The organism is Gemmatimonas sp., assembly GCF_021298855.1.
Lineage (GTDB): Bacteria > Gemmatimonadota > Gemmatimonadetes > Gemmatimonadales > Gemmatimonadaceae > Gemmatimonas.
Genome location: NZ_JAJTHI010000005.1, coordinates 58,898 through 81,481, shown reverse-complemented (window position 1 = coordinate 81,481; position 22,584 = coordinate 58,898). Strand labels below are relative to the sequence as shown.

At 67.7% G+C, this 22,584-nt stretch carries 26 protein-coding genes; 1 reads left to right on the top strand and 25 read right to left on the bottom strand.

The features are described from left to right. Positions 1-80: 80 nt before the first annotated feature. Genes LW840_RS01725 through ndhC form a run of 3 tightly spaced genes read right to left on the bottom strand, consistent with a single transcriptional unit; the run spans position 81 to position 1,842 of the window. Positions 81-824, bottom strand: coding sequence for an NADH-quinone oxidoreductase subunit C (locus tag LW840_RS01725; protein ID WP_291263404.1), 744 nt, complete (start codon positions 822-824; stop codon positions 81-83). After that, the gene (locus LW840_RS01720; protein WP_343213615.1) at positions 821-1,381 is read right to left on the bottom strand and encodes an NADH-quinone oxidoreductase subunit B family protein; all 561 of its coding nucleotides are present in this window, start codon (positions 1,379-1,381) and stop codon (positions 821-823) included. The genes LW840_RS01725 and LW840_RS01720 overlap by 4 nt, the downstream gene beginning before the upstream one ends. A gap of 56 nt (positions 1,382-1,437) precedes the next feature. After that, positions 1,438-1,842: an NADH-quinone oxidoreductase subunit A gene (gene ndhC, locus LW840_RS01715; protein WP_291263405.1), complete on the bottom strand. Its 405-nt coding sequence runs from the start codon at positions 1,840-1,842 to the stop codon at positions 1,438-1,440. A gap of 264 nt (positions 1,843-2,106) precedes the next feature. On the opposite strand from ndhC, the gene dcd reads away from it, so the two are divergent. Next, positions 2,107-2,661: a dCTP deaminase gene (gene dcd, locus LW840_RS01710; RefSeq protein ID WP_291266250.1), complete on the top strand. Its 555-nt coding sequence runs from the start codon at positions 2,107-2,109 to the stop codon at positions 2,659-2,661. A 12-nt stretch (positions 2,662-2,673) separates the two neighbouring features. On the opposite strand, the gene LW840_RS01705 is transcribed toward dcd, so the two are convergent. The 22 genes from LW840_RS01705 to dnaB form a co-directional block, all read right to left on the bottom strand. After that, entirely contained in the window at positions 2,674-3,312 is a 639-nt protein-coding gene (locus tag LW840_RS01705; RefSeq protein WP_291269332.1) for a hypothetical protein, read from the bottom strand. Beyond that, positions 3,309-4,124 carry a c-type cytochrome gene (locus LW840_RS01700; RefSeq protein WP_291266248.1) on the bottom strand — a complete coding sequence of 272 codons (816 nt, stop codon included), beginning with the start codon at positions 4,122-4,124 and terminating at the stop codon, positions 3,309-3,311. Before LW840_RS01700 ends, LW840_RS01705 begins: the two co-directional genes overlap by 4 nt. Before the next feature lie 111 nt (positions 4,125-4,235). Beyond that, complete coding sequence (locus tag LW840_RS01695) at positions 4,236-5,009, bottom strand: succinate dehydrogenase/fumarate reductase iron-sulfur subunit (RefSeq protein ID WP_291263409.1); 774 nt, start codon at positions 5,007-5,009, stop codon at positions 4,236-4,238. Continuing rightward, complete coding sequence (locus LW840_RS01690; RefSeq protein ID WP_291263410.1) at positions 5,009-6,922, bottom strand: fumarate reductase/succinate dehydrogenase flavoprotein subunit; 1,914 nt, start codon at positions 6,920-6,922, stop codon at positions 5,009-5,011. Before LW840_RS01690 ends, LW840_RS01695 begins: the two co-directional genes overlap by 1 nt. Before the next feature lies 1 nt (position 6,923). Continuing rightward, on the bottom strand, positions 6,924-7,640 hold the full coding sequence (locus LW840_RS01685) for a succinate dehydrogenase cytochrome b subunit (protein ID WP_291263411.1): 717 nt from the start codon (positions 7,638-7,640) through the stop codon (positions 6,924-6,926). A 54-nt stretch (positions 7,641-7,694) separates the two neighbouring features. Continuing rightward, positions 7,695-8,624, bottom strand: a complete 930-nt coding sequence (gene mdh / locus LW840_RS01680; RefSeq protein ID WP_291263412.1) for a malate dehydrogenase — start codon at positions 8,622-8,624, stop codon at positions 7,695-7,697. Between the two features lie 192 nt (positions 8,625-8,816). Further along, positions 8,817-9,788 carry a GTP 3',8-cyclase MoaA gene (moaA, locus tag LW840_RS01675; protein WP_291266246.1) on the bottom strand — a complete coding sequence of 324 codons (972 nt, stop codon included), beginning with the start codon at positions 9,786-9,788 and terminating at the stop codon, positions 8,817-8,819. Continuing rightward, positions 9,788-10,261, bottom strand: a complete 474-nt coding sequence (locus LW840_RS01670) for a molybdenum cofactor biosynthesis protein MoaE (protein WP_291263414.1) — start codon at positions 10,259-10,261, stop codon at positions 9,788-9,790. The genes moaA and LW840_RS01670 overlap by 1 nt, the downstream gene beginning before the upstream one ends. Before the next feature lie 4 nt (positions 10,262-10,265). Further along, complete coding sequence (locus tag LW840_RS01665) at positions 10,266-10,508, bottom strand: MoaD/ThiS family protein (protein WP_291266245.1); 243 nt, start codon at positions 10,506-10,508, stop codon at positions 10,266-10,268. A gap of 132 nt (positions 10,509-10,640) precedes the next feature. Next, on the bottom strand, positions 10,641-10,985 hold the full coding sequence (locus LW840_RS01660) for an HU family DNA-binding protein (RefSeq protein WP_291266244.1): 345 nt from the start codon (positions 10,983-10,985) through the stop codon (positions 10,641-10,643). A 123-nt stretch (positions 10,986-11,108) separates the two neighbouring features. Beyond that, on the bottom strand, positions 11,109-12,221 hold the full coding sequence (gene carA, locus LW840_RS01655; RefSeq protein WP_291276302.1) for a glutamine-hydrolyzing carbamoyl-phosphate synthase small subunit: 1,113 nt from the start codon (positions 12,219-12,221) through the stop codon (positions 11,109-11,111). 6 nt (positions 12,222-12,227) lie between these two features. Continuing rightward, on the bottom strand, positions 12,228-12,623 hold the full coding sequence (gene secG / locus LW840_RS01650; RefSeq protein WP_291263418.1) for a preprotein translocase subunit SecG: 396 nt from the start codon (positions 12,621-12,623) through the stop codon (positions 12,228-12,230). Between the two features lie 154 nt (positions 12,624-12,777). Continuing rightward, positions 12,778-13,533, bottom strand: coding sequence for a triose-phosphate isomerase (tpiA, locus tag LW840_RS01645; RefSeq protein WP_291276301.1), 756 nt, complete (start codon positions 13,531-13,533; stop codon positions 12,778-12,780). A gap of 27 nt (positions 13,534-13,560) precedes the next feature. Continuing rightward, positions 13,561-14,757: a phosphoglycerate kinase gene (locus LW840_RS01640; protein WP_291266243.1), complete on the bottom strand. Its 1,197-nt coding sequence runs from the start codon at positions 14,755-14,757 to the stop codon at positions 13,561-13,563. 120 nt (positions 14,758-14,877) lie between these two features. Further along, a complete protein-coding gene (gene gap, locus LW840_RS01635; protein ID WP_291262246.1) occupies positions 14,878-15,891 on the bottom strand; it encodes a type I glyceraldehyde-3-phosphate dehydrogenase in 1,014 nt (337 codons plus the stop codon). A 5-nt stretch (positions 15,892-15,896) separates the two neighbouring features. Further along, entirely contained in the window at positions 15,897-16,787 is an 891-nt protein-coding gene (locus LW840_RS01630) for a phosphoribosyltransferase family protein (RefSeq protein WP_291266242.1), read from the bottom strand. Continuing rightward, positions 16,784-17,659, bottom strand: a complete 876-nt coding sequence (locus tag LW840_RS01625) for a hypothetical protein (RefSeq protein ID WP_291269325.1) — start codon at positions 17,657-17,659, stop codon at positions 16,784-16,786. Before LW840_RS01625 ends, LW840_RS01630 begins: the two co-directional genes overlap by 4 nt. A gap of 16 nt (positions 17,660-17,675) precedes the next feature. Next, positions 17,676-18,131 (bottom strand): low molecular weight protein arginine phosphatase, encoded by a 456-nt coding sequence (locus LW840_RS01620; RefSeq protein ID WP_291273188.1) that lies wholly within the window; start codon positions 18,129-18,131, stop codon positions 17,676-17,678. Next, the gene (locus tag LW840_RS01615) at positions 18,131-18,787 is read right to left on the bottom strand and encodes an L-threonylcarbamoyladenylate synthase (protein WP_291276300.1); all 657 of its coding nucleotides are present in this window, start codon (positions 18,785-18,787) and stop codon (positions 18,131-18,133) included. The genes LW840_RS01620 and LW840_RS01615 overlap by 1 nt, the downstream gene beginning before the upstream one ends. A gap of 23 nt (positions 18,788-18,810) precedes the next feature. Then, positions 18,811-19,596: a 2-C-methyl-D-erythritol 4-phosphate cytidylyltransferase gene (gene ispD / locus LW840_RS01610; protein ID WP_291262241.1), complete on the bottom strand. Its 786-nt coding sequence runs from the start codon at positions 19,594-19,596 to the stop codon at positions 18,811-18,813. A 55-nt stretch (positions 19,597-19,651) separates the two neighbouring features. After that, on the bottom strand, positions 19,652-21,049 hold the full coding sequence (gene radA / locus LW840_RS01605; RefSeq protein WP_291276299.1) for a DNA repair protein RadA: 1,398 nt from the start codon (positions 21,047-21,049) through the stop codon (positions 19,652-19,654). Next, positions 21,049-22,578, bottom strand: a complete 1,530-nt coding sequence (dnaB, locus tag LW840_RS01600) for a replicative DNA helicase (RefSeq protein WP_291262239.1) — start codon at positions 22,576-22,578, stop codon at positions 21,049-21,051. Before dnaB ends, radA begins: the two co-directional genes overlap by 1 nt. Positions 22,579-22,584 lie beyond the last annotated feature (6 nt).

The following is a 22,584-nucleotide window of genomic DNA, read 5'->3' as shown; positions in this document are numbered from 1 at the left end:
GACCAGCGGGGCCCGCAATGGCTGGCCCTGAGCGTCAAGGCCGCTGGTGCCCAACGCCACCTCGATGGTGCGACGCGCGCTCATGCCGGTTCCTCCGGGTCACCAAGCGCAGCCCGTTCGGCGAGCCGCTGCTTCATATCGGCCGGCAACGAGTCGAAGGCGTCGGCAATGCTCAACTCCTCCATGGAATAGCGCGCCTCCGGATCGGCGGCGAGCGCCTGCTTGAGCTGTTCGGCACGCGAGAATCGGCCGCGCAGCGGGAAATCCTTCCGCAGCGGATGGCCTTCCCGGTACTGCTCCCACATGAGCAGGCGCCGCAGGTCGGGATGCCCCTCGAAGCGGATGCCGAACATGTCGAAGCACTCCCGCTCGAGCCAATCGGCCCCACTGTAGATGTCGATGACGCTCGGCACCCAGAGCGGGCCGCGCCTGGGCAACTCCACCTTGAGTCGCAGGAAGCGCCGGTGCCCGAGAGCGCGCAGGTGCCACACCACCTCGAGCGGGCGCCCGCCATCCCGATACTCCACCGCCGTGACGTCCACCAGATAGTCGTAGCGCTCAGACGGCTCGTCGTGCAGGAAGCGCACGATGTCGTGTACGCGCTCACGGGTGACGAACACGGTCGTTTCTCCCCAGATCACCTCGGCGCGCAGTACATCGGCGCCGAAACGCGCCGCGAGCACGGCGGCTGTGGGATTGGCCGGTGCCCCGGTGCGCGGCACGTGGACGGGCGTGATGGGCGAGCCGTTCTCATCGGCCGCGACGGCGGCCATGACCTGCGGCGCCACCGGCGCCGACTGCGGGGCGGGGACCGGTGCCGTCATGGCGCCGAGCGGGTCTGGTGCACCGAGTTGCCGAACGGCTCCGACAACTCGTCGATGCGCGAGGGCGGGATATACAGCTGGCTGGCCGGGTCGGGCTCGATCTCGACGTGACGCCCGGTGTCATTGAGTCGCTCGCGCATGACCTTCTTCTGCAGCATGATGATGCCGTGCATGAGCGCTTCCGGACGCGGCGGGCAGCCGGGGACGTACACATCGACCGGGATGATGGTGTCGATGCCCTGCACCACGGCGTAATTGTCGAACATGCCGCCCGTGGAGGCGCAGGCGCCCATGGAGATGACCCATTTGGGCTGCGGCATCTGCTGGTAGATGCGGCGCAACACCGGCGCCAGCTTGAGCGGCACGCGGCCGGCACAGAGCAGCACGTCGGCCTGTCGCGGGGAATAGCTCAACCGCTCCATGCCGAACCGCGCCAGGTCGAAGCGGCTGGCCGCAGTGGCCATGAACTCGATGGCGCAGCAGGCGGTGCCGAAGGGCATGGGCCACAGCGAACCGGCACGGGCCCAATTCACCAGGAAATCGAGGCGCGTGGTCACCCAGCCGTCCTGCGAGCCGGGATCGACCTGTACGAGGCGCGAGTCGGTGGCGGGGGTCAGTCCCACGTGAGCGCTCCCTTCTTCCAGACGTAGATGAAGCCGACCACCAGAATGAGTACGAACACCAGCATCTCCCCCAGGCCGAAGAACGACAGTTGGCCGGCGGGGCAGCTGTTCGCCACGAGGGGCACCGCGCACGACAGCTGGCGGTAGTGCACGCCCCACGGGATCATGAAGACCGTCTCGATGTCGAAGACGATGAACAGCATCGCGACCAGGTAGAACTTCACCGAGAAGCGTTCGCGGGCATCGCCCAGCGGGTTGATGCCGGACTCGTACGGCTGGGACTTGACCGCCGTGGGCTGGGCCTTCGTCGTGAGGTGGGCGATGCCAAGGATCAGCACCGCGTTGAGGATCACGAAGCCGAGGAGCAGCAGGACCGGCAGATAGGTACGTAGCATCGCGGTGCAGCAAGGATCCGACAGATCACGAAGGGGGAGTGGACTTCGTGAAAGAATTCACAAACCATGTGCGAGAAGAGTACCAAGGGGACCGGAATCCCTCAACAGCATGCGTAATGGTTTTCGCTCCAAGTAACCGGCGAAGGACGTTTGGCAGGGTCAGCCGGTGGAGAGTAGCTTCTTCCTCATGCTCGACGCGCTGCGCGCGAGGGCGTATGGACCGCCTGGTCCTAATGCAGGTCCACCTTCCGCTTGCTCATCACCATGGGGCTCTGCTCAGACCGCTGGATCACGCGCATGGCGCGCGAGCACGGCATGATCGAACCGTTTGAAGACCGCCAGGTTCGTCAGGGGGTCGTGTCGTACGGCGTCAGCTCGTACGGCTACGACATGCGCGTGGCGTCGGAATACCGGATCTTCACGAATGTGCTCAGCTCGATCGTCGATCCCAAGCAGTTCGACCCGAAGAGCTTCGTCGAGTTCGAAGGCGACGTCTGCATCGTGCCGCCCAACTCCTTCGCGCTGGCGCGCAGCGTGGAGTACTTCCGCATTCCGCGCAACGTGCTCACGCTCACCGTGGGCAAGAGCACCTATGCGCGGTGCGGCATCATCACCAACGTCACGCCCTTCGAACCTGAGTGGGAAGGCTATGTGACGCTCGAGATCTCCAACACCACGCCGCTGCCCGCGAAGATCTACTCGAACGAGGGGATCGCGCAGGTGGTGTTCTTCACCGGGGACGAAGAGCCCGACGTCAGCTATGGCGACAAGCAGGGGAAGTATCAGGGCCAGCACGGCGTGACGCTGCCCCGCATCTAGGCTCAGCCGCGCTCAGCCGCCGGCGTAGACGTAGCGCAGACCGCGGTCCTGCGCCTGCTGCAGCGTCACAATCATCGCCGGTACCACCTCCACGCCGGGAAGCAGGCTCTTCCGCGCCTCATCGGCGAACGCCGTCGTGCGTTCCCGATCGGCGCGCTGCTCGGCGGGGAGAAACCGCCCCCCTGACGCGCGAATGGAGTTGCCGCAGGCCAGCAGGAGCACGTTGCGGCGGGCCAGAATGGCGACGGATTCCGTGATCGGGTTCCGGGTCCCGGGCATGCCCATGACCTCGCCGACGGTCGGATACTTCGCCCACATCGCGTCGTTGAAGAACCAGCCAATGGACCGGCCGTTGAGTCCGACCATGACGGTGCAATCCTCCTCGCGGATCCCGTACACGGTCTTCTGCGTGTCGAGAAACGTCTGGGCCCAGCGCAGCGCGAGGCCATCGGTGGGCAGGTGCGAGTGGAACACCACCCGCTGGGTGCCCGCCACGCGCTTCATCCACGGATCCTCCACGGCGGCCGCGGTCGCCGCGTCGGCGGCGGGGGGCGGCGCGGCGTCAAGCGCCCGACCGGGGAGCACGCCAAGCGTCGCCCCGAAAGCGGCCAGGCGGCCAAGGAAATCACGGCGGGCGGTGTGGGCGGTCATTTGGCGAGAGAGTCTGGGGATACGCGCCGCCTGAGCAGCGGGCGCGGAGGCGGCAAGGGCTTGCCGGCCCGGCGCGCGGCGGTGGTGGCATAGGCCACATCGAGGGGAGGATCGCCGCGCGGCCAGTCGCGCTCCTTGCCGGGGTGATCCTGACGGGCCTTGCTGAGCACGAACGCCGCGATGTCTGCCGCTCGCTCTGCACTCAACGTGTCCACGCCGTCGTACGGCATGTTGTGCTTGAGGAAGGTGGCCAGCGTGAACTGGCGGGCCATCCCGGCGCCAATGGAGTAACTGCCGCGCCCCCAGACGGCCGGTGCATTGAGGGCTGGCATCCCCTGCCCGTCGCCCCCGTGGCACCGGGCGCAGCTGGCGGCATACCCCTGCCGGCCACGGGTCACGTTGCCGGCGAGTTTGACGGTGTCGACCCGGTCGTGGCGAGGGCGCCCGTTGAGCGTGGCGATGTAGGCCACCATGTCGCGCATTTCGCGCGAGTCCTCACGCAGCATCTTGCCCGCGAGGCTGCGCGCAATGCACTCGTTGATGCGCCGTTCGAGCGTTTCCTCATAGCCCGGACGGCTGCGGTACCGCGGATAGCGCGAGAGCGTGGCCGTCCACGGCATCGCGCGCCCACGGGTGCCGTTGTCCAGATGGCAGCTCACGCAGCGCAGCCCATTTCCGCTGTGCGCCGGGAGCGAGTCACGAAAGGCCGAGAGCAGTGCCAGTCCCCGCACCGGATCGCCGGAGCGAGGCTGCGCCGCAAGGCCCACCGGGCCCAGCACGGCCAACCATCCCCATCGGAGGAATCTTCGCATGACGCCAATATGCGATGCCGCGCGCCCCGCCGCAGGGGGCCCTGGACGCACAGCGGGCGGAACTCGAAGGAGTCCCGCCCGCCGTAGAGGCCGAGTCCAGCGCGTGGACCGTCAGCCCGACCCGACCGTCGCCCGCGGTTCCTGACGCGTGGCGGTGGCCACGAGGTAGTCGCGGTTCATGCGCTTGATCACGTCGATGCTGATCTCCTTGGGACACGCCTCTTGGCACTCGCCGGCCAGGGTGCAGTGACCAAACCCCTCGAGATCCATCTGCTCCACCATGGCCAGCGCTCGCTTGTCGCGCTCCGGTTGTCCCTGCGGCAAGAGCCCGAGGTGGGTGATCTTGGCGCCGGTGAACAGCGAGGCCGACGCGTTGGGGCACGCCGCCACGCAGGCGCCACAGCCGATGCAGGCCGCCGCATCCATCGCCTCTTCCAGCACGTCCTTGCCGATGAGAATCGCATTGGCATCACGGGCGCCGCCGGTGTTCACCGACACGTAGCCACCCGCCTGGATGATGCGATCGAACGCCCCGCGATTGACGACGAGGTCCTTCACGATGGGAAACGGCGATGCCCGCCACGGCTCGACGGTGATGATGTCCCCGTCCTTGAACGCCCGCATGTGCAACTGGCAGGTGGCCGTGCCCTTCCACGGACCATGCGCCTGCCCGTTGATCATCATGGCGCACGAGCCGCAGATCCCCTCGCGGCAGTCGTGCGAGAAGGCCACGGGTTCCTTCCCCTCGAGAGTGAGCTTCTCGTTGAGCATGTCGAACATCTCGAGGAACGACATGTCGGCACTCACCCCTTCGAGATCGTACGTCTCCAGCTTGCCCGGAGCCTGCGACGCCGGCTGGCGCCACACGTTGAGCGTGATCTTCATTACTTGTAGCTCCGCGTGGAAAGCTTCACGTTCTCGTACTCCAGCGGTTCCTTGTTGAGGATCGGATCCTTCCCCTCGCCGGCGTACTCCCAGGCGGCAACGTAGGCGTAGTCGTCGTCGTTGCGCTTGGCCTCGCCCTCTTCCTGGTACTCCGTGCGGAAGTGCCCGCCGCACGACTCTTCGCGGTTCAGCGCATCCCGGCACATGAGCTCACCCAGTTCGATGAAGTCGGCCACGCGCCCCGCCTTCTCCAGTGACTGGTTGAGTGAGTCGCCGCTGCCCGGCACGTTCACGTTCTGCCAGTACTCCTGCTTGAGCGTCTGGATGAGCCCGATGGCCTTCGTCAGCCCGTCCCGGTCGCGCGCCATGCCGCAGTAGTCCCACATGATCTTGCCAAGCTCCTTGTGGAAGGAGTCGACGGTGCGCTTTCCCTTGATGCCCAGGAAGGTGGTCTGCCGCTCGCGCACCGCCTGCTCTGCCGCGCGGAACTCGGCGTGCGACGTGTCCACCTTCTCGAGCTTGGTGCTCGCCAGGTAGTCACCGATGGTGTAGGGCAGCACGAAGTAGCCGTCGGCCAGTCCCTGCATGAGCGCCGACGCGCCGAGGCGGTTGGCGCCATGGTCGGAGAAGTTCGCCTCGCCGGCCACGTGCAGGCCGGGAATGGTGCTCATGAGGTTGTAGTCCACCCAGAGGCCGCCCATGGTGTAGTGCACGGCCGGGTAGATGCGCATGGGCTGTTCGTACGGATTCTCATCCGTGATGCGCTGGTACATGTCGAACAGGTTGCCGTAGCGCTCGGCAATGGTGGGCTTGCCCAGCCGCTTGATGCTGTCGGCAAAGTCGAGGTACACGCCGAGGCCACCCGGACCCACGCCGCGCCCGTCGTCGCACGCCTCCTTGGCGGCGCGCGAGGCGATGTCCCGCGGCGCGAGGTTGCCGAAGCTCGGGTACTTGCGCTCCAGGAAGTAATCGCGCTCGCTGTCAGGAATCTGCGACGGCGCCCGATGGTCGCCGCGCTTGAGCGGCACCCAGATGCGCCCGTCGTTGCGCAGCGACTCCGACATGAGCGTGAGCTTCGACTGATGGTCCCCGCTCACCGGGATGCAGGTGGGGTGGATCTGCGTGTAGCACGGGTTGGCGAACGCCGCGCCCTTCTTGTGCGCCCGCCACGTGGCCGTGACGTTGGAGTACATGGCGTTCGTGCTCAGGTAGAACACGTTGCCGTAGCCGCCGGTGGCGAGCACCACCGCGTCGGCCGCATGCGACGTGATCTTGCCGGTGAGCAGATTGCGCGTCACGATGCCGCGCGCGTACCCGTTCACCACGACCAGCTCGAGCATCTCCTCGAAGGTGTGCATTTGCACCTTCTTGAGCGCCGTCTGCCGTTCCAGCGCCTGATAGGCGCCAAGCAGCAGTTGCTGCCCGGTCTGGCCGCGGGCGTAGAAGGTGCGCGATACCTGCGCGCCGCCGAACGACCGGTTGGCCAGCAGGCCGCCATACTCACGCGCAAAGGGCACCCCCTGCGCCACGCACTGGTCGATGATGTTCACCGACACTTGCGCCAGGCGATACACGTTCGCCTCGCGGGCGCGGAAGTCACCCCCCTTGATGGTGTCGTAGAAGAGCCGCTTGACGGAGTCGCCGTCGTTCTGGTAGTTCTTGGCGGCGTTGATGCCGCCCTGCGCCGCGATGGAGTGCGCACGCCGGGGCGAGTCGTGGAAGACGAAGCAGGAGACGTTGTAGCCCAGCTCCGCCATGGTGGCGGCGGCCGAGGCGCCAGCGAGACCGGCCCCCACCACGATCACATGGTGCTTCCGCTTGTTGGCGGGGTTGACCAGCTTCATCTCGAAGCGGTGCTTGTCCCACTTCTGCTCGAGGGGACCGCTTGGTGTCTTGGAGTTCAGTTCGAGCATGTCAGTGCGTCTCCGCCGCGGCCGTGGTGGATTCCGCGGCGCGTTCCTGCAGCGCCGGCGCTTCGGGGAACAGCCCCGCCATCGACGCCACGGGAATGGCGATGAAGCCGCCCGCCACGATGATTGCGATCACCAACGACAGGGTGCGCTTGAGGGGCTGCGCCGCCGGGCGCGCCACACCGAGCGTGCGCACCACGGCCCAGCCGCCGTGATAGAGGTGCAGCCCCAGGGCGGCCATCGCGAGAATGTAGAAGGCGGCCACCGCGGGATTGGCGAGCCCGATCCGCACGTTGTTGTACGGGTCGAGATGCGTGAACTGCGGGTGCACCGCCCCGATCGTCATGTGCAGGATGTGAAACACGATGAACACCAGCAGCAGCACGCCGCCCCAGCGAATCGTCTTCGCGGCGAACGTGGTGACCTGCGGGCGCCGCACGGCATACGCGTCGGGACGCGCCGCCCGTGACACCATCGTCAGCTGATAGGCGGCCACGGCATGCAGCACCACGGCGGCCAGCAGCCCGAGGCGAATGGCCCACAACAGGGGCATGCTCGTACGAAGCAGGAGCGCGTAGTCGTGCATGGCGCCCTGCCCCTTGAACATCAGGAAATTGCCGGACATGTGGCCGATGACGAACAGGATCCCGATGATCCCCGTCACCGCCATGACGATCTTCTTGCCGATCGTGCTCTGCCAGAATCGCGAGAGAGCGTACATAAGCGGGGTGGAAGAAGGAACCGGCGCACCAGAGGGGGCGCCGGTTTCGCCGGATCAGAGGGAGAGCACCGACATCGGTTCGCGCACGGCCTGCGCCGACTTCTCGAGCGCGGCGCGCTCGTTGGCCGTGAGCTCGATCTCGAGCACCTTTTCGAGACCGTTCTTGCCAAGCTTGCAGGGCACGCCCAGGAACAGCCCCGACATGCCGTACTCCCCCTCGAGCCAGGCGGCACACGGAAGGATGCGCTTGCGGTCGTGCACGATGGCGTCGACCATCTCCACGGCGCCCGACGACGGCGCGTAATAGGCAGACCCGGTCTTGAGGTACTTCACGATCTCGGCACCGCCATCGCGCGCGCGCTGCACGATGCCCTGGAGCTGCTCCTCGCCCATGAGCTGGCGGATGGGAATGCCGCTGATGGTCGTGTACGACACGAGCGGGACCATGGTGTCGCCGTGGCCACCGAGCACCATGGCCTGGATGTCGCGCACCGACACGTCGAGCGCCTCGGCCAGGAACGAGCGATAGCGCGCCGTGTCGAGCACGCCGGCCATGCCGATCACCCGCTCACGCGGAAATCCCGTGACCTGCTTGGCCACGTAGCACATCACATCGAGCGGATTCGACACGACGATGATGATGGCATTGGGAGAGGTCGCCTTGACCTGCTCCGCGACCGACTTGACGATGCCGGCGTTGGTGTTGAGCAGGTCGTCGCGCGTCATCCCCGGCTTGCGCGCAATGCCGGCCGTGATGACGACGATGTCCGAGCCGGCCGTCTCCTCGTATCCGTTGGTACCGATGACGCGGGTGTCGAAGCCCTCGACCGGGGCCGATTCCCACTGGTCGAGGCCCTTGCCCTGCGGAATGCCTTCGACCACGTCGACCATCACCACCGTGCGCCCGAGCGACTTCTCGGCAATGCGCTGCGCCGTGGTGGCGCCAACGTTGCCCGCACCAACGACCGTGATCTTGTTGACCATGTTGTGCCGGATCTCCGAACGGCTTGCGAAGCGAAAGACTGCTGCGTTGTGAGATGGGAATCGCCGAGCGCCAGTGAAAACCCGGTTAGCTGGTTACTGTCTGCGCGGCGTTCAGGGAGTGTCGTTTTCGCAACATAGAGCGGTGCACACGGCCGAGCAATGCGGACGAAACGGTCCAATCCGCCTCGACAATCAGCCACCGACCTGGCTCAACGCACGCAGGCCACCCACCTGCATCTGCAGCAGGGCGTGCTCCTTGGGTTTCTCGGCGAGCGCTTTTTCAAAGAGCGGACGCAGCGGCTCGCCGCGCCGCAACGCGTCGCGCAGCGGTACCTCATGGTCGCCGAACAGACAGGTGCGGAGGCGACCGTCGGCCGTCAGGCGCACGCGATTGCAGGTGGAGCAATACGTATGCGTCATGGGCGTGATCACGCCCACGGTGCCCGGCGCCCCATCAAACCGATGGTAGACGGCCGGCCCATTGCCGCGTGCCGGACCGGCATCCGCGTGCAAGGCCCCGAGGGTCCGCACGCGCGCCAGAATCTCGGCGCTGGGCACCACGTGATCCCAGGTCAGCTCCCGGAGCTCACCCACCGGCATGAGCTCGATGAAGCGCACATGCCACGGGTACTGCCGGGTGAGCGCCGCAAACTCCACGACCTCGTCGTCGTTGATGCCGCGCATGACCACCATGTTGATCTTGATGGGCGCGAGCCCGGCCTCCTGCGCCGCGCGGGCCGCCGTGACCAGGTCGAAGCCCAGGTCGCGGCGCGCAATTTCGACCACCCGCTCGGGGCGCAGCGAGTCGGCGCTGATGTTCACGCGGTCCAGCCCCGCGCGGGCCAGCTCCTGGGCCATGGCCGGCAACTTCACGCCGTTGGTGGAGAGCGCGATGTCCTCGACCCCATCGATGGCCTTGAGCTGCGCCACCAGCGTGACGAGATCCGGGCGGATGGTGGGTTCCCCGCCCGTGATGCGCAGTCGGCGCAGGCCGAGCGGCGCCAGCTGCCGTACGACCTCCACGATCTCCTCGTAACGCAGGATCTCCTGCTTGGGGAGCCACGGCAGCCCCTCGACCGGCATGCAGTACTGACAGCGGAAGTTGCAGCGGTCGGTCACCGAAATGCGCAGATACTCGATACTGCGCCCGAACTGATCGCGCATCAGTGCTCCCGGGGGGCGGGATGGCCGCTCGATCGGGTCGGATCGACCCACGCCCGCTCCCCGTCGACGTAATGCTCACGCTTCCAGATGGGCACGCGCTGCTTGAGCGACTCGATGATCGCGCGGGCGCCATCGAGCGCGGGGCCGCGGTGCGCGTGCGCGGCGACGATGGCCACGCTCACCTCGCCGACGGCCAGCGTCCCAATGCGGTGCTCGATGGTGACCCGGAGTCCCGGCGACGCCTCGCAAACCTCGCGCGCCACGGCGGCGAGTTCACTGGCCGCCATGGACTCGTACGCTTCGTAGTCCATGCCGGTGACCGGGCGCCCCTCGTTGAGGTCACGCACGGTACCCAGAAACACCGAGAGCGCACCGACCCCCGCGGCCTGTGCCCTCGTAATGAGGTGCCCGACATCGATGGGGGCCGTGACGATTGCCGCGTGCAGCACACCCGTTTCCGTGCGCGAACTCATCCGTTCATCCGCCGGCAACGGGGGGAATCAGCGCGACCTCGTCGGCGGCACCAATAACCCGGTCTGGGGCGGCAAACGTCTGGTTTACTGCCACCAGCGGGGATGCCGGCAGTCGGTCTCCCCCTGGCATGGTCCGCAGCGCAGCCACCAGATCGGCAACCACGCAGGGTGCCTGGACCGGCACGAGCAGCTTCCGGGTGCCGAACGCGTCGGCATACGAGGCGAAGAGCAGAACGGGGACGGTCATGACCTTCGCAAGATAGTACGTGGAGCGCCGCCGCGTTCCACGCCATAGCTCGCGGAGGGCCTCACCGAAGAAGAAAGGGCCCCCGATCGCAGATCGGGGACCCGGAACCGCTGAGGTGGCGGCGCGCACGGCTCAGCTGTCGTGCAGATCGTCGTCCCCGTCATCGTCGAGCAGATGGGCCTCGATACCGGCTACCATGGCGCGCAGTTCCTTGCTGGGCTTGAACACCGGCACCGGGCGCGCCGACACCTCGACCGGTGACCCCGTGCGCGGATTGCGCGCCATGCGGGTCTTCCGCTGGCGGATCTTGAAGGTACCGAAGCCGCGGACCTCGATGTTCTTCTGCTCCTGAAGCGCTTCCTTTATGGCATCGAGGAACGCATCCACGACGCGTGCACAGTCCTTCTTGGAGATGGTCGGACCGGCGGTTCGGGCGATACGAGCCGTGACGTTCTCGACCAGATCGGCTTTGGTCATGTTGCGGGCGGAGAGATTCAGGGCAGAAACGCCACGAGCACCAAGCCACGGCTCGGTGCCCGCGAAGCATTGCGACAGCGAACGTATGGCCTTAGTGCTTATCAGTCAAGCGTTTGGGCCATCTCACCCTCGACGATTTCTCAAAGCCTTGAGAAACTGGTCGAATAGCGGAACCGCATCATGAGGACCAGGCGCCGCCTCGGGATGGTACTGGACGGCGAACACTGGAAGGTGCCGATGCTTGAGCCCCTCCACCGTTCCGTCGTTCAGGTTGATGTGCGTGACCGCCAGATCCGGCGCCCCTTCGACCCCCTCGGGCGAGCCGACCACTGCAAACCCGTGGTTCTGCGAAGTGATGAGCACCTGGCCGGTTTCCAGATCCTTGACCGGCTGATTCCCACCCCGATGTCCGAAGGGCATTTTTGCCGTGTGCCCGCCAAAGCTGATGCCGAGCAGCTGATGCCCCAGGCATATTCCGAACATGGGAACGCGCTGCTCCGCGATCTCCCTGATTGCCGCGGGGGCGTAAGTCACCGCCTCCGGGTCGCCGGGACCATTGGAAAGGAAGACCCCGTCGGGGTTCATGGCGAGCACATCGTGGGCCGGCATGTCCGATGGCACCACGGTTACGCGAATGCCGTGCGCATCAAGGAGGCGCAGAATGTTGCGCTTGATGCCGTAGTCGTACGCCACGACGTGATACGGCGCATTGGCCTGGCCCCATTCGTAGGGCTCGCGCGTGGACACCACCGACGCCAGATCGAGTCCGGCCATGCTGGGACATGCATCAAGCGCAGCCAGAGCGTCCTTGCCGGGCGTCTCCCCTGCCCCGATCACCCCGCGCATGACCCCGACGCTGCGCAAATGCTTGGTGAGCCGACGCGTGTCGACCTCGGTCAGCACCGGCACCGAGGCGCCGCCCAGCCACTCGGGCAGGCTGCCGGTGGCGCGCCAGTTGGAGTAGGTAGGGGACAGCTCACGGCAGATCACGCCGGCAACCTGCGGGCGCGCCGACTCGGGGTCTTCGGCATTGATGCCGTAGTTCCCGATCTGCGGCGCGGTCATGACGACGATCTGCCCCCGGAAGGACGGATCGGAAAACGTCTCCTGATAGCCGGTCATGTTGGTCGTGAAGACGACCTCCGCAACCGTCGGCTCAGCGGGCCCCACGAGCCGGCCGTGAAAAAGGGTTCCGTCCTCGAGGAGGAGGAACCCCTTCTGCGACAGCGTAGCCACCTCGGCTTACTTGCTGCTGTCTGGCGAGGCGGGCGCGGCCGGTGTGGCCGGTGCCGCCTGCTGGGTCAGCGGCGCTGCTGGCGCGGCGGTGCGATTGCCACCCGCCGGTGCAGCAGGCGCCGCCGCTGGCGCGGCGAGCTTGTCGAGCACCGACTTGGGCGCCGCCGAACGGCTCGACATGATCTGCAGGATGAACGCGAGCCCAAGGAAGATGCCCCCGCACCACCACGACGCCTTGGTGAGCAGATTGCCCGCCTGACGTGTCCCGATGAGCGAATCGGACGAGGAACTCGCTCCGCCGAAGCTGGCAGCCAGACCGCCCCCCTTGCCCGACTGGAGGAGGACCGCCACGGCGAGCACGACGGCGTCGAGGATGAGCAGGATCAGCAGAAACGTGTACATGTCGCGGAGCCGGAGTTCCGGTACGAATGACCGAGAGTTGGAGCAGCGGGGAATCCGCTGCAGCCTCGTAAAATCGCCGAGTCGTGCGGCCGGGGCAAGTGCTTTCGCCGTCAGCGCTTGCCCCGCCGCTCAGGCGACGCGGCCCAGCGGCCTGTCAGGCGCGCACGATGCTCGCCCAGCTGTCCGCGTCGAGCGAGGCACCGCCGACCAGCAAGCCGTCCACATCGGGGGCCGCAAGCAGTTGGGTGGCATTGCCGCGGTTCACGGACCCGCCGTAGAGAATGGGGATGCCCGCTGCGGCCTTGTCGCCGACGCGCGAGGCAAGGGCCCGGCGCAGCACCCCGTGAATCTCGGACGCGTCGGCCGGGGTCGCGGTACGTCCCGTGCCGATCGCCCAGACCGGCTCGTAGGCCAGCATGATGCCGGCGACCTGCGCGTCCTCCAATTCGGCCAGGCTAGCAGCCAACTGCCGCTCCACCACCTCGCCGGTGCGCCCCGCCTCGCGTTCCTCGAGCGTCTCTCCCACGCACAGCATCGGGGTAAGGCGAGCCTGCGCGATCAAAGCCATCTTCTTGGTGGTCTGCGCATCCGTCTCACCGAACACGTGCCGGCGTTCCGAATGCCCTACCAGGACGACCCGTGCGCCGATGTCGCGGGCCATGAGGACGGAATTTTCTCCGGTGAAGGCCCCCTGCGCCTCCCCGTGCACGTTCTGCACGCCCACCCAGATTTCGGGGCGGTCCTTCAGCCCCTCGATGACGGTGCCCACGGTCATGGCCGACGGGAAGAAGACCAGCGTTCGCTCGTTGAGCTTGGGCACCTGCGCGAGAAACCGCTGCAGGAAAGCGCGGGCATCGTTGGGGGTGTGATTGAGCTTCCAGTTGGCCGCGAGGACCGGCTTGCGATGCATGAATGAATCCGGGAGAAAGAACGGCGGTCAGCGCGCGTCGAGCGCGCTGACACCGGGAAGGTCCTTGCCTTCGAGGAATTCCAGCGACGCACCGCCGCCGGTTGACACGTGGCTCATCTGCGCGTCCAGCCCCGCGTCCGCTACCGCCGCCGCGCTGTCGCCGCCGCCAATGATCGTGGTGGCGCCCAGTCCGGTGGCCCTGGCCATGGCTTCGGCAACGGCCCGGGTTCCGGCATCGAATGGGGGCTTCTCGAAGACCCCCATGGGGCCGTTCCAGAGCACGGTGCGCGCTCCTTCCACGAGCGCACAGTACCGCGCCACGCTCTTCGGACCGATGTCGAACATGGCCTGACCGACAGGGATGGCGTCACGATCCACGGCGCTCGCCTGCGCGCCCGCGTCCATGGCCGGCGCAATCGTGGCGTCCTCCGGAAGCACCAGCTTGTCACCGGCGCGCGCGAGCAGATCCTTGGCCATCTCGAGGCGATCGGGTTCCACCAGCGAGGTCCCCGTTTCGAACCCCATGGCCCGGAAGAAGGTGCAGGCCATGGCACCGCCAATGAGGAGCGTGTCCACCTTGGGCAGCAGCGCCTCCACCACGTCGATCTTGCCGCTGATCTTGGAGCCGCCGAGGATGGCCACGAACGGCCGCTGCGGCGCCGCCAGCGCCCCCCCCAGATAGGCCAGTTCCTTCTCCATCAGCAGTCCGGCCACGGCCGGACGACAGAACTTGGCCACCCCCGCCGTGCTGGCATGGGCGCGGTGTGCCGCGCCAAAGGCGTCGTTCACGTAGAAATCGCCCAGCTGTGCCATCTGGTACGACAGCGCTTCCTCGTTCTTCTCCTCGCCGGCGAGGAACCGCGTGTTTTCGAGCAGCAGCACTTCACCCGACGCCAGATTCTGCGTCGCTTCCACCGCACGCTCGCCGACGGTCACGTCGAGAAAGTGCACGGGACGCGGCAACAGTTCGGCCAGCCGCGCGGCCACCGGCGCCAGCGTATACCGAGGGTCAGGTGCCCCCTTGGGCCGACCGAAGTGCGCCATCAGCACGACGCTGGCCCCCCCGTCGAGCAGCGCGGTGATCGTCGGCAGGGCGGCCACGATGCGGGTGTCGTCGGCGACGCGGCCGGCCTCATCGAGCGGCACGTTGAAGTCCACGCGCACGAGCGCGCGCCTGCCGTGGAGCTCGGCCGGCGACAGGTCACGAATGGTCTTGGTATTCATCAGAAGTCGAAGGGAGGGCAACGGCGCGGAGGCCGCAGAGTGCCCGTGAGGTGAACTCTGCGGCCTCCGTGACTCCGCATCCGCCGCGCCAGCCCGGACGCGGAGGACGCGATACCGGGATCAGAGACGCGAACCGACGTAGCGCAGCAGGTCCACACAGCGCGACGAATAGCCCCACTCGTTGTCGTACCAGCCCGACACCTTCACCATCGTGCCGTTGATGACGATCGTGCTGCCAGCGTCGAGCGTGCAGGAGAAGGGATTGCCGATGTAGTCGACCGAGACGAGCGGTTCGGTGCTGTAGCCAAGGATGCCTTCGAGCGCGCCGCCTTCCGATGCCGCCTTGAAGGCGGCGTTGACCTCGTCCTTCGTGACGGCACGCTCCACGATGCACGTGAGGTCGGTGAGCGACACGTCCGGGGTGGGCACCCGCACGGCCACGCCGTCGATCTTCCCCTTCACTTCGGGGATCACGAGCGACGTGGCCTTGGCGGCGCCGGTGGTGGTGGGGATCATGCTCACCGCGGCCGCGCGCGCGCGACGCAGATCCTTGTGCGGCAGGTCGAGGATGCTCTGGTCGTTGGTGTAGCTGTGAATGGTGACCATCGAGCCGTGCACGAAGCCGAACGCCTCACGGATCACCTTGACCATGGGCGCGAGGCAGTTGGTGGTGCACGAGGCGTTGGAAATGATGTGGTGCGCCGACGGATCGTACTTGTCGCTGTTCACCCCCATCACGACCGTGATGTCCTCGTTCGTTGCCGGCGCCGAGATGATCACCTTCTTTGCGCCGCCTTCGATGTGCTTCACCGCGTCCTTCGCGTCGGTGAAGCGGCCCGTGGACTCGAGCACGATGTCGACGCCCAGGTCCTTCCAGGGCAGCTTCGCCGGATCACGCTCGGCGAGGATCTTGACCTTGTCGCCGTCGATGGTGATGCCGTCGGCATCGGCGCTCACCTGCCCGTCGTACTTCCCGTGCACCGAGTCGTACTTGAAGAGGTGCGCGAGGGTCTTGGTGTCGGTGAGGTCGTTGATGGCAACGAAGTCGATGTCGGCGACGCCCTGCTGCTTGGCGGCACGCAGCACCTGGCGGCCGATGCGGCCGAAGCCGTTGATGCCAACGCGAAGAGCCATTCGTGTCAGTTCCGGATGAAGTCAGAGTCGGGAGCGGCACGGTCGCCGGGATCGGGCGCCCGTCCGAAGGTCACACAGCTGATGATGCGGGCGCCGCCCGCAAGCAGCGCTTCCGCGGCGGCGTTGACCGTCGCGGCGGTCGTGATGACGTCGTCAACCAGCACCACGTGCCGATCGTGAAGCGATGCCCGATGGTGTGTGGGCACCACGAACGCCCCGGAAACGTTGCGCGCGCGGTCGGAAGGTGTCAACCGCACTTGCGACTGCGTGTCGCGCGTACGCACGAGCGTGTCTGCCCAGACGGGCACGTGCCAATGCGCCGAGAGGGCCATTGCGAGACACGTCGCCTGGTTGTACCCGCGCTCGCGCAGGCGGGCACGGCCGAGCGGGAGGGGAATCAGCGCCGCGCGCTCGTCCACCACATCACGCGGCCAGTCGAGGCGGGCCATGCGGGCGGCCATGGGCTGGGCCACCCGTGTCCAGCCCCCGTACTTGAGCGCATGCACGAGATCGGCCCCGGTGCCCGTGTCCATGCGGGTGACCGACCGGACGGCGCGAATGGCGGGGGCGAGGCGAGCACACCAGCGGCAGGCGGGGAGCGCTGTCCGGGGTGTTTCGCTCGCCGTGGGCCCCGGAGGCATGGGCACCGCGAGGGAAAGCCGCGGATGGCCACAGCGTGCGCACTGCGGCAGCGTCAACGGCACCAGCTGAGCCAGGCAGACGCCGCACACAATGCCATGCTCGTCGGGGCGGTGCGCACGCCGGCAGCAGACGCACGCGCCGGGCAGCAGGAGCTCGACGGCACCGGTTGCCAGCGCCTGCCACCACGAGGACGCGCCCTCGACCTGGGCGCCACCTCCACTCCCCGCAGGACTCGAGACGCGAGTGCGGCTCACGGCCGTGGCGCGTGGGCGTCCGGGCGTGGTACATCCAACGCCTGCCACATCACATCACGCGACGGTGGCTCGCCAAACCAGCAGGTGTACGCGGCGGCGCCCTGCTCCACCAACATGCGCAGCCCGTCTTCGGCGGGCAGCCCCCGCGCCTTGGCCTCACGGACCCATGCGGTCCCCTCACGACGGTAGACCAGATCGAAGACCGCCGTGTTCGGGCGGAGGTACTCCACCGGCACCGGCACGTCGTCGCTGTCGTGCATCCCCGCCGGCGTGGCATTCACCACCAGCCCCGCCCGGGTCCAGGGCGCATCGCTCACGCGCGCCAGCACCGCGGTCCGGCCGCCGGCCAGCGCCACCAACCGCTCGGCGCGCGAGCGGGTACGCGAGACGACCAGCACCCGGGCGTCGCGCGTCAGGGGCGACTGGGCCAGCGCCACCAGCACCGCCGCCGCCGCGCCGCCCGCCCCCAGAACCACCACGTCCCCCTGGAGACCACGGCTGCACAGAGCGGCCACCGTGGCCGAAACCCCGTCCACGTCGGTGTTGTGTCCCACCAGCGCGTCACCGTCCCACCAGAAGGTGTTCACCGCGCGCGTACGCTCCGCGGCCGCGGTCGTGTGCGCGGCAAGCGCGAACATGGCCTCCTTGTGCGGCATCGTGACGTTGCCGCCCGTGCGGGCATGCCGCATCGCGCCCACCGTCTGCCCCAGCGCCGCGGAGGCCACCTCGCAACGCGTGTACTCGACGGCGCGTCCGGCATGGCGCAGGGCCGCATTCTGAAAGGTCGGCGACAGCGACCGCGCCACCGGTTCCCCCATGATGACCAGCGCGGACGGCGCGTCCCGCGCTCGCGGCTCGACGACCTCGCGCATCGTTACCCGCGCTGGTTCACGACGGACGCCGTTCGGCCAGCTTCTCCACGATGGCCGCGATCTCCCGCTCGAGCTCCGCGTAGGTCGCGCGGTACACCTCGAGATCGCCGCCGAAGGGGTCGCTCACCGGGCGCCCCTTGCCGCCCACGAAGCCGGTGAGCAGATACGATCGCCCGCTTCCCCCCAGCGCTTCCGCGCGCTCCAGATGGTGCGGTCCCATGGTCAGGATGAGGTCCGCCGACGCCACCAGCTCCGGTGACAGCTGGCGCGCTCGGTGCTCCCCGAGGGTAAGGCCGTGCTCGAGCGCCACCAGCAGCGCCCCGTCAGATGCCGGCGAGCCGGGCCAGGCGCTTGTGCCCGCACTGCTGATCGTCACGTCCGCCACGTCGCGCTCGGCAAACAGGCGCCGCGCGATGACTTCGGCCATGGGACTGCGACAGGTATTGCCGGTGCACACGAAGAGCAGATGCATCAGGTATCTCCCACCAGATCGGGGACGATGGTGCGCAGCACAGGCGCCGACAGGACTCCGGGACGAATGATACGTGGCCGGCGGCCGGTGCAGTCCACGACCGTGGAGGGCGCGGACGGGACCAGCCGCCCGCCGTCCAGCACATGCAGGAGCCCCGCCCGAATCTCCTCGGGCCACTGCGCGATGATTTCCGATGCCGCCATGGCGGGCGGGACCCCCGGTCGGTTGGCACTCGTGCTGGTGATCGGCTCGCCGTAGAAGCGCAGCAGGCGCTGCAGGCCGGCATGCGGCGTGAAGCGGACCGCGACACCGCCTTCGGGACCGCGCAAACGCGGCGGGACCCTCCCGTCGCCGCCACGGAGTACCAGGGTGAGCGGACCGGGCCAGAAGCGCGCGGCCAGATGCGCCGCATAAGGCGGCAGGTGCAGGTCGAGCCGATGCACCTGCTGAGGGTCGCCAATGAGCAGCAGAAACGGCTTTCCTGGCGGACGCCCCTTCATGCGAACGAGCGCGTCGATGGACGCCTGATCGACCGCGGTCCCGAACCCGTAGACCGTTTCCGTGGGGTACGCCAGCACACGTCGCTCCGCGAGGTGTGCCACGATCCCACGCAGCGCACCGTCGATCTCCGCCGGAGACCAGAACGGCACGGTCATCCCGCTGCGATCGGCCCACGACATCACGGTTCGTCCGACAGCAGGCTGAGCGCGTCGGCGCGAGCGAAGTCGGCCTCTTCCGTGATCTTCATGCCCCGTTCGCTGCCACGCACCACCACCACTTCGAAGCCGAGCCGCTCGCAGAGGGCCGCGTCGTCGGTGGCGCCAATGCCGTCTCGTCGCGCGGCAACATGCGCCTGCTCCAGCATCTCCCGGGGAAAGGCCTGCGGGGTCTGGGCCCGCCACAAGCGCGCCCGATCGACCGTGCGCACGATGCGTCCCTGATCGTCGACTTCCTTGAGCGTGTCCACGACGGGGAGCGCCGCGATGGCACCACGCCCGCGTCGCGCCTCGGCAATGACCCGATCGATCGTGGCGTCGGTGATCAACGGCCGGGCCGCGTCGTGTACCACCGCAATCGCGATCTCCTCCGGCAGATCCTCGAGACCGTTCACGACGCTCTCGTGCCGCTCGCGCCCCCCCACCGACACCAGCAGCCGATCCACATCGCACTGAAACAGCCAGGGCGGCGGATCGGCAGCGTACGCCTTGGGGAGCACGACCACCACCACGCCCACGTCGGGGCGCGCCATGAATGCCTGCACGCTGTGCAGCAGCGCCGGTTTGCCCGACACCCACCGGAACTGCTTGAGTTCGGCGCTGCCGGTTCGCGAACCGGAGCCGCCGGCGACGATGACCACCCCGACATCGCGCGCCACGCCCATGTCCTTGGTCGTCACATCACCGCGCGAGGCGATGACCGGCGGCGGAATGACGCGACGCGGCGGCGGCAGTTCGGTATCGCTCATGCAGGATCGAGGGAAAGACGGTGAAGGATCGGGTACGGCCGCAGGCGCGCGGGGGTCATGCCGCGTCCTTGCCCACCGTGCGTTGCAGCACGTCGGAGAGCGTGCGCACGCCAATGAGCTGCATGTCGCCCGGTGCCCGTCGCGGCACGGCACGGTCCGACAGGTACGCCGTGGTCATCCCCAGCTTGGCGGCCTCGGTGAGGCGGCGTTCGGCCTGCGACACGGGACGGACCTCGCCACCCAGTCCCAACTCGCCGAGGAAGATGGCCTGCGCCGGCAGTGGCCGGTCCACGACGCTGGACGCGAGCGCCGCCGCGATGGCGAGGTCCACGCCGGGCTCCTGCACCCGCATGCCGCCCACGATGTTGCAGAACACGTCGAGCTGCGCGCAGGAAACGCCGCCGCGTTTGTCGAGCACTGCCAGCAGCAGTGCGAGGCGTCGCGAATCGATGCCGTTGGCCACACGCTGCGGCGTGCCGAAGCCGGCGCGCGCGGCCAGTGCCTGCACCTCCACGAGCACGGGGCGCGTGCCTTCCATCAGCGCGCAGACGGCACTGCCGCTGGCCACATCGCGACGATCCCCCAGGAAGAGGGCCGACGGGTTTTCCACCGGCACGAGCCCGCTGCCCACCATGCGGAAGACGCCGATCTCGTCGACACTGCCGAAGCGGTTCTTCGTGGCACGCAGGACGCGATGATCAAGCGTGCCGTCACCCTCGAAGTACAGCACCGTATCCACGATGTGCTCGAGCGTTTTCGGCCCGGCAATGCCGCCCCCCTTCGTCACGTGCCCGATGACGAACACCGTGGTGTTGGTGTCCTTGGCAAACCGCATGAGCCGCGCCGCGCACTCGCGCACCTGCCCCACGTTGCCCGGTGCGCCTTCCAGCAGTTCGGTGTGCACCGTCTGAATGGAGTCCACGATCACGCAGCGTACCGGGCGGCCGTCGGTAGCCGGCTGCGCGGCCGTCGCCAGGATCGTCTCCAACGACGTTTCCGTGAGCAACGCGACACTGCTCGCATCCTCCGCCAGGCGATCGGCGCGGAGCCGCACCTGCAGCGCGCTCTCTTCTCCCGAGACATACAACGTGGGGTGCCCTGCACCCTGCAACCGGGCCGCCACCTGCAGCAGCAGCGTACTCTTGCCGATGCCAGGCTCCCCACCCACGAGGACCATGCTGCCGGGCACGATGCCGCCCCCGAGCACGAAGTCGAATTCGTCGAGCCCGGTGCGATACCGCGGCGTGTCCGCGGTGGTGACACGGCCCAGTGCCACCGTGCTGCCGGCCACTCCCGCCGATTGGCGAGCCTGGGTGCGCTTGCTGGCGGGCACCGTGGCCACGACTTCCTCGGCCAGCGTGTTCCATGCCGCGCACGCGTCGCAGCGCCCCGCCCACTTGGGGAACTGCGCCCCGCACTCGGTGCAGGCATACACGGTCTTCGCCTTCGCCATCAGAATGGCGTACCGCCGAAGTCATCGTCGCCACCCTTCACCAGCTTGGGCCCCCCGAAGCCCCCGCCACCATACCCGCCTCCCCCGTACTCCGGCGGCGGCTGCCGGGGCGAGAAGTTGTCGAACCGCGTGTACTGCTTGTGGTAGAACAACCGGGCGCTGCCGATGGGACCGTTGCGCTGCTTGCCGATGATGATCTCCGCGCGCCCCTCGATGCTCGGATCCTTGAGGCGACCGTTCTCGTCCCGCTCGGCATACACCTCCTGCCGGAAGATGAACATGATCACGTCGGCGTCCTGCTCGATGGCCCCCGACTCACGCAGGTCGGAGAGCTGCGGGCGCCCCTTGTCGTCGCCGGTGCGCTGTTCGGGGGCGCGCGACAGCTGGGACAGCGCCACGACCGGCACACTGAGCTCCTTTGCCAGCGCCTTGAGGCCGCGCGAGATCTGCGACACTTCCTGCTGCCGGTTCTCCACACCCGCCGGACCCGTCATGAGCTGCAGGTAATCCACGATGATGAGGCCGAGATCGTGTTCGGCCTTGAGTCGGCGTGCCTTGGCGCGCATGTCGAGCAGGGTAATGCCGGGGGTATCGTCGATGTAGATGGGCGCATGACTCAGGATACCCGCGGCCTGCGCCAGACGTGGCATCGATTCGTCGAGCGCCCTCCCACCTTTACGCAGCGCCTGGGCGTCAATGAGCGCCTCCGCAGCCAGCATACGCTGGACCAATGACTCCTTGCTCATTTCGAGCGAGAAGAAGGCCACCGGCACCTTGGCGGTGATCGCGGCGTGCTGCGCGATGTTGAGCGTGAAGGCCGTCTTGCCCATGGAGGGACGGGCGGCCACAATCACGAGATCGGCCGGCTGCAGCCCCGAGGTCATGTGGTCGAGTTCCACGAATCCGGTGGGTACACCGGTGACCGCCTGATCGCGCTGCGCGAGCAGTTCCAGCTTCTCCATGGCGGGCCACAGCAGTTCCTTGATGCGGGCGAAGCCCCCCTTTTCCTTGCTCTGGCCGAGAGAGAAGATGCGCGACTCGGCGTTGTCGAGCAGATCGCCGGCGGTGATGCGCCCTTCGAAGGCCTCCTGTACGATCTCGGTGCTCACCTCGATCAGCCGGCGCAGCAGCGCCTTTTCCTTCACGATCTTCGCGTGATACTCCACGTTGGCGACCGTGGGCACGGCGTCGAGCAGGAAGGCCAGATACTCGCGGCCGCCGGCATGCTCCAGCTCCCCGCGCCGTTCGAGTTCGTCGGCCAACGTGAGCGGATCAACGACACTGCCGCGTTCGGTAATGGCCAGCATGGCGCGGAACAGCCGGCGATGCCCCTCGCGGTAGAACATGGTGTCGTCCACGTGCTCGCCGGCGCGGAGGATGGCATCCGCATCGAGCAGCATGGCCCCCAGCACGGCCTGCTCGGCCTCTTCGGACCAGGGCGGTCGCCGCTCCTTGTAAGGGTCCCGCGACGCGGCGGCCGCCTGGACGCCGCCGCCGTTGCTGCCGGTCGTCACGGCAAGGCTGGTCATCTGCAA

Coding starts and splice junctions, on each gene's coding strand:
- LW840_RS01725 (WP_291263404.1), bottom strand. CDS start 824: ATGACGGCACCGGTCCCCGCCCCGCAGTCGGCGCCGGTGGCGCCGCAG.
- ndhC (WP_291263405.1), bottom strand. CDS start 1,842: ATGCTACGTACCTATCTGCCGGTCCTGCTGCTCCTCGGCTTCGTGATC.
- dcd (WP_291266250.1), top strand. CDS start 2,107: ATGGGGCTCTGCTCAGACCGCTGGATCACGCGCATGGCGCGCGAGCAC.
- LW840_RS01705 (WP_291269332.1), bottom strand. CDS start 3,312: ATGACCGCCCACACCGCCCGCCGTGATTTCCTTGGCCGCCTGGCCGCT.
- LW840_RS01700 (WP_291266248.1), bottom strand. CDS start 4,124: ATGCGAAGATTCCTCCGATGGGGATGGTTGGCCGTGCTGGGCCCGGTG.
- LW840_RS01695 (WP_291263409.1), bottom strand. CDS start 5,009: ATGAAGATCACGCTCAACGTGTGGCGCCAGCCGGCGTCGCAGGCTCCG.
- LW840_RS01690 (WP_291263410.1), bottom strand. CDS start 6,922: ATGCTCGAACTGAACTCCAAGACACCAAGCGGTCCCCTCGAGCAGAAG.
- LW840_RS01685 (WP_291263411.1), bottom strand. CDS start 7,640: ATGTACGCTCTCTCGCGATTCTGGCAGAGCACGATCGGCAAGAAGATC.
- mdh (WP_291263412.1), bottom strand. CDS start 8,624: ATGGTCAACAAGATCACGGTCGTTGGTGCGGGCAACGTTGGCGCCACC.
- moaA (WP_291266246.1), bottom strand. CDS start 9,788: ATGCGCGATCAGTTCGGGCGCAGTATCGAGTATCTGCGCATTTCGGTG.
- LW840_RS01670 (WP_291263414.1), bottom strand. CDS start 10,261: ATGAGTTCGCGCACGGAAACGGGTGTGCTGCACGCGGCAATCGTCACG.
- LW840_RS01665 (WP_291266245.1), bottom strand. CDS start 10,508: ATGACCGTCCCCGTTCTGCTCTTCGCCTCGTATGCCGACGCGTTCGGC.
- LW840_RS01660 (WP_291266244.1), bottom strand. CDS start 10,985: ATGACCAAAGCCGATCTGGTCGAGAACGTCACGGCTCGTATCGCCCGA.
- secG (WP_291263418.1), bottom strand. CDS start 12,623: ATGTACACGTTTCTGCTGATCCTGCTCATCCTCGACGCCGTCGTGCTC.
- tpiA (WP_291276301.1), bottom strand. CDS start 13,533: ATGCATCGCAAGCCGGTCCTCGCGGCCAACTGGAAGCTCAATCACACC.
- LW840_RS01640 (WP_291266243.1), bottom strand. CDS start 14,757: ATGAATACCAAGACCATTCGTGACCTGTCGCCGGCCGAGCTCCACGGC.
- gap (WP_291262246.1), bottom strand. CDS start 15,891: ATGGCTCTTCGCGTTGGCATCAACGGCTTCGGCCGCATCGGCCGCCAG.
- LW840_RS01625 (WP_291269325.1), bottom strand. CDS start 17,659: ATGCGCGAGGTCGTCGAGCCGCGAGCGCGGGACGCGCCGTCCGCGCTG.
- LW840_RS01620 (WP_291273188.1), bottom strand. CDS start 18,131: ATGCATCTGCTCTTCGTGTGCACCGGCAATACCTGTCGCAGTCCCATG.
- LW840_RS01615 (WP_291276300.1), bottom strand. CDS start 18,787: ATGACCGTGCCGTTCTGGTCTCCGGCGGAGATCGACGGTGCGCTGCGT.
- ispD (WP_291262241.1), bottom strand. CDS start 19,596: ATGAGCGATACCGAACTGCCGCCGCCGCGTCGCGTCATTCCGCCGCCG.
- radA (WP_291276299.1), bottom strand. CDS start 21,049: ATGGCGAAGGCGAAGACCGTGTATGCCTGCACCGAGTGCGGGGCGCAG.
- dnaB (WP_291262239.1), bottom strand. CDS start 22,578: ATGACCAGCCTTGCCGTGACGACCGGCAGCAACGGCGGCGGCGTCCAG.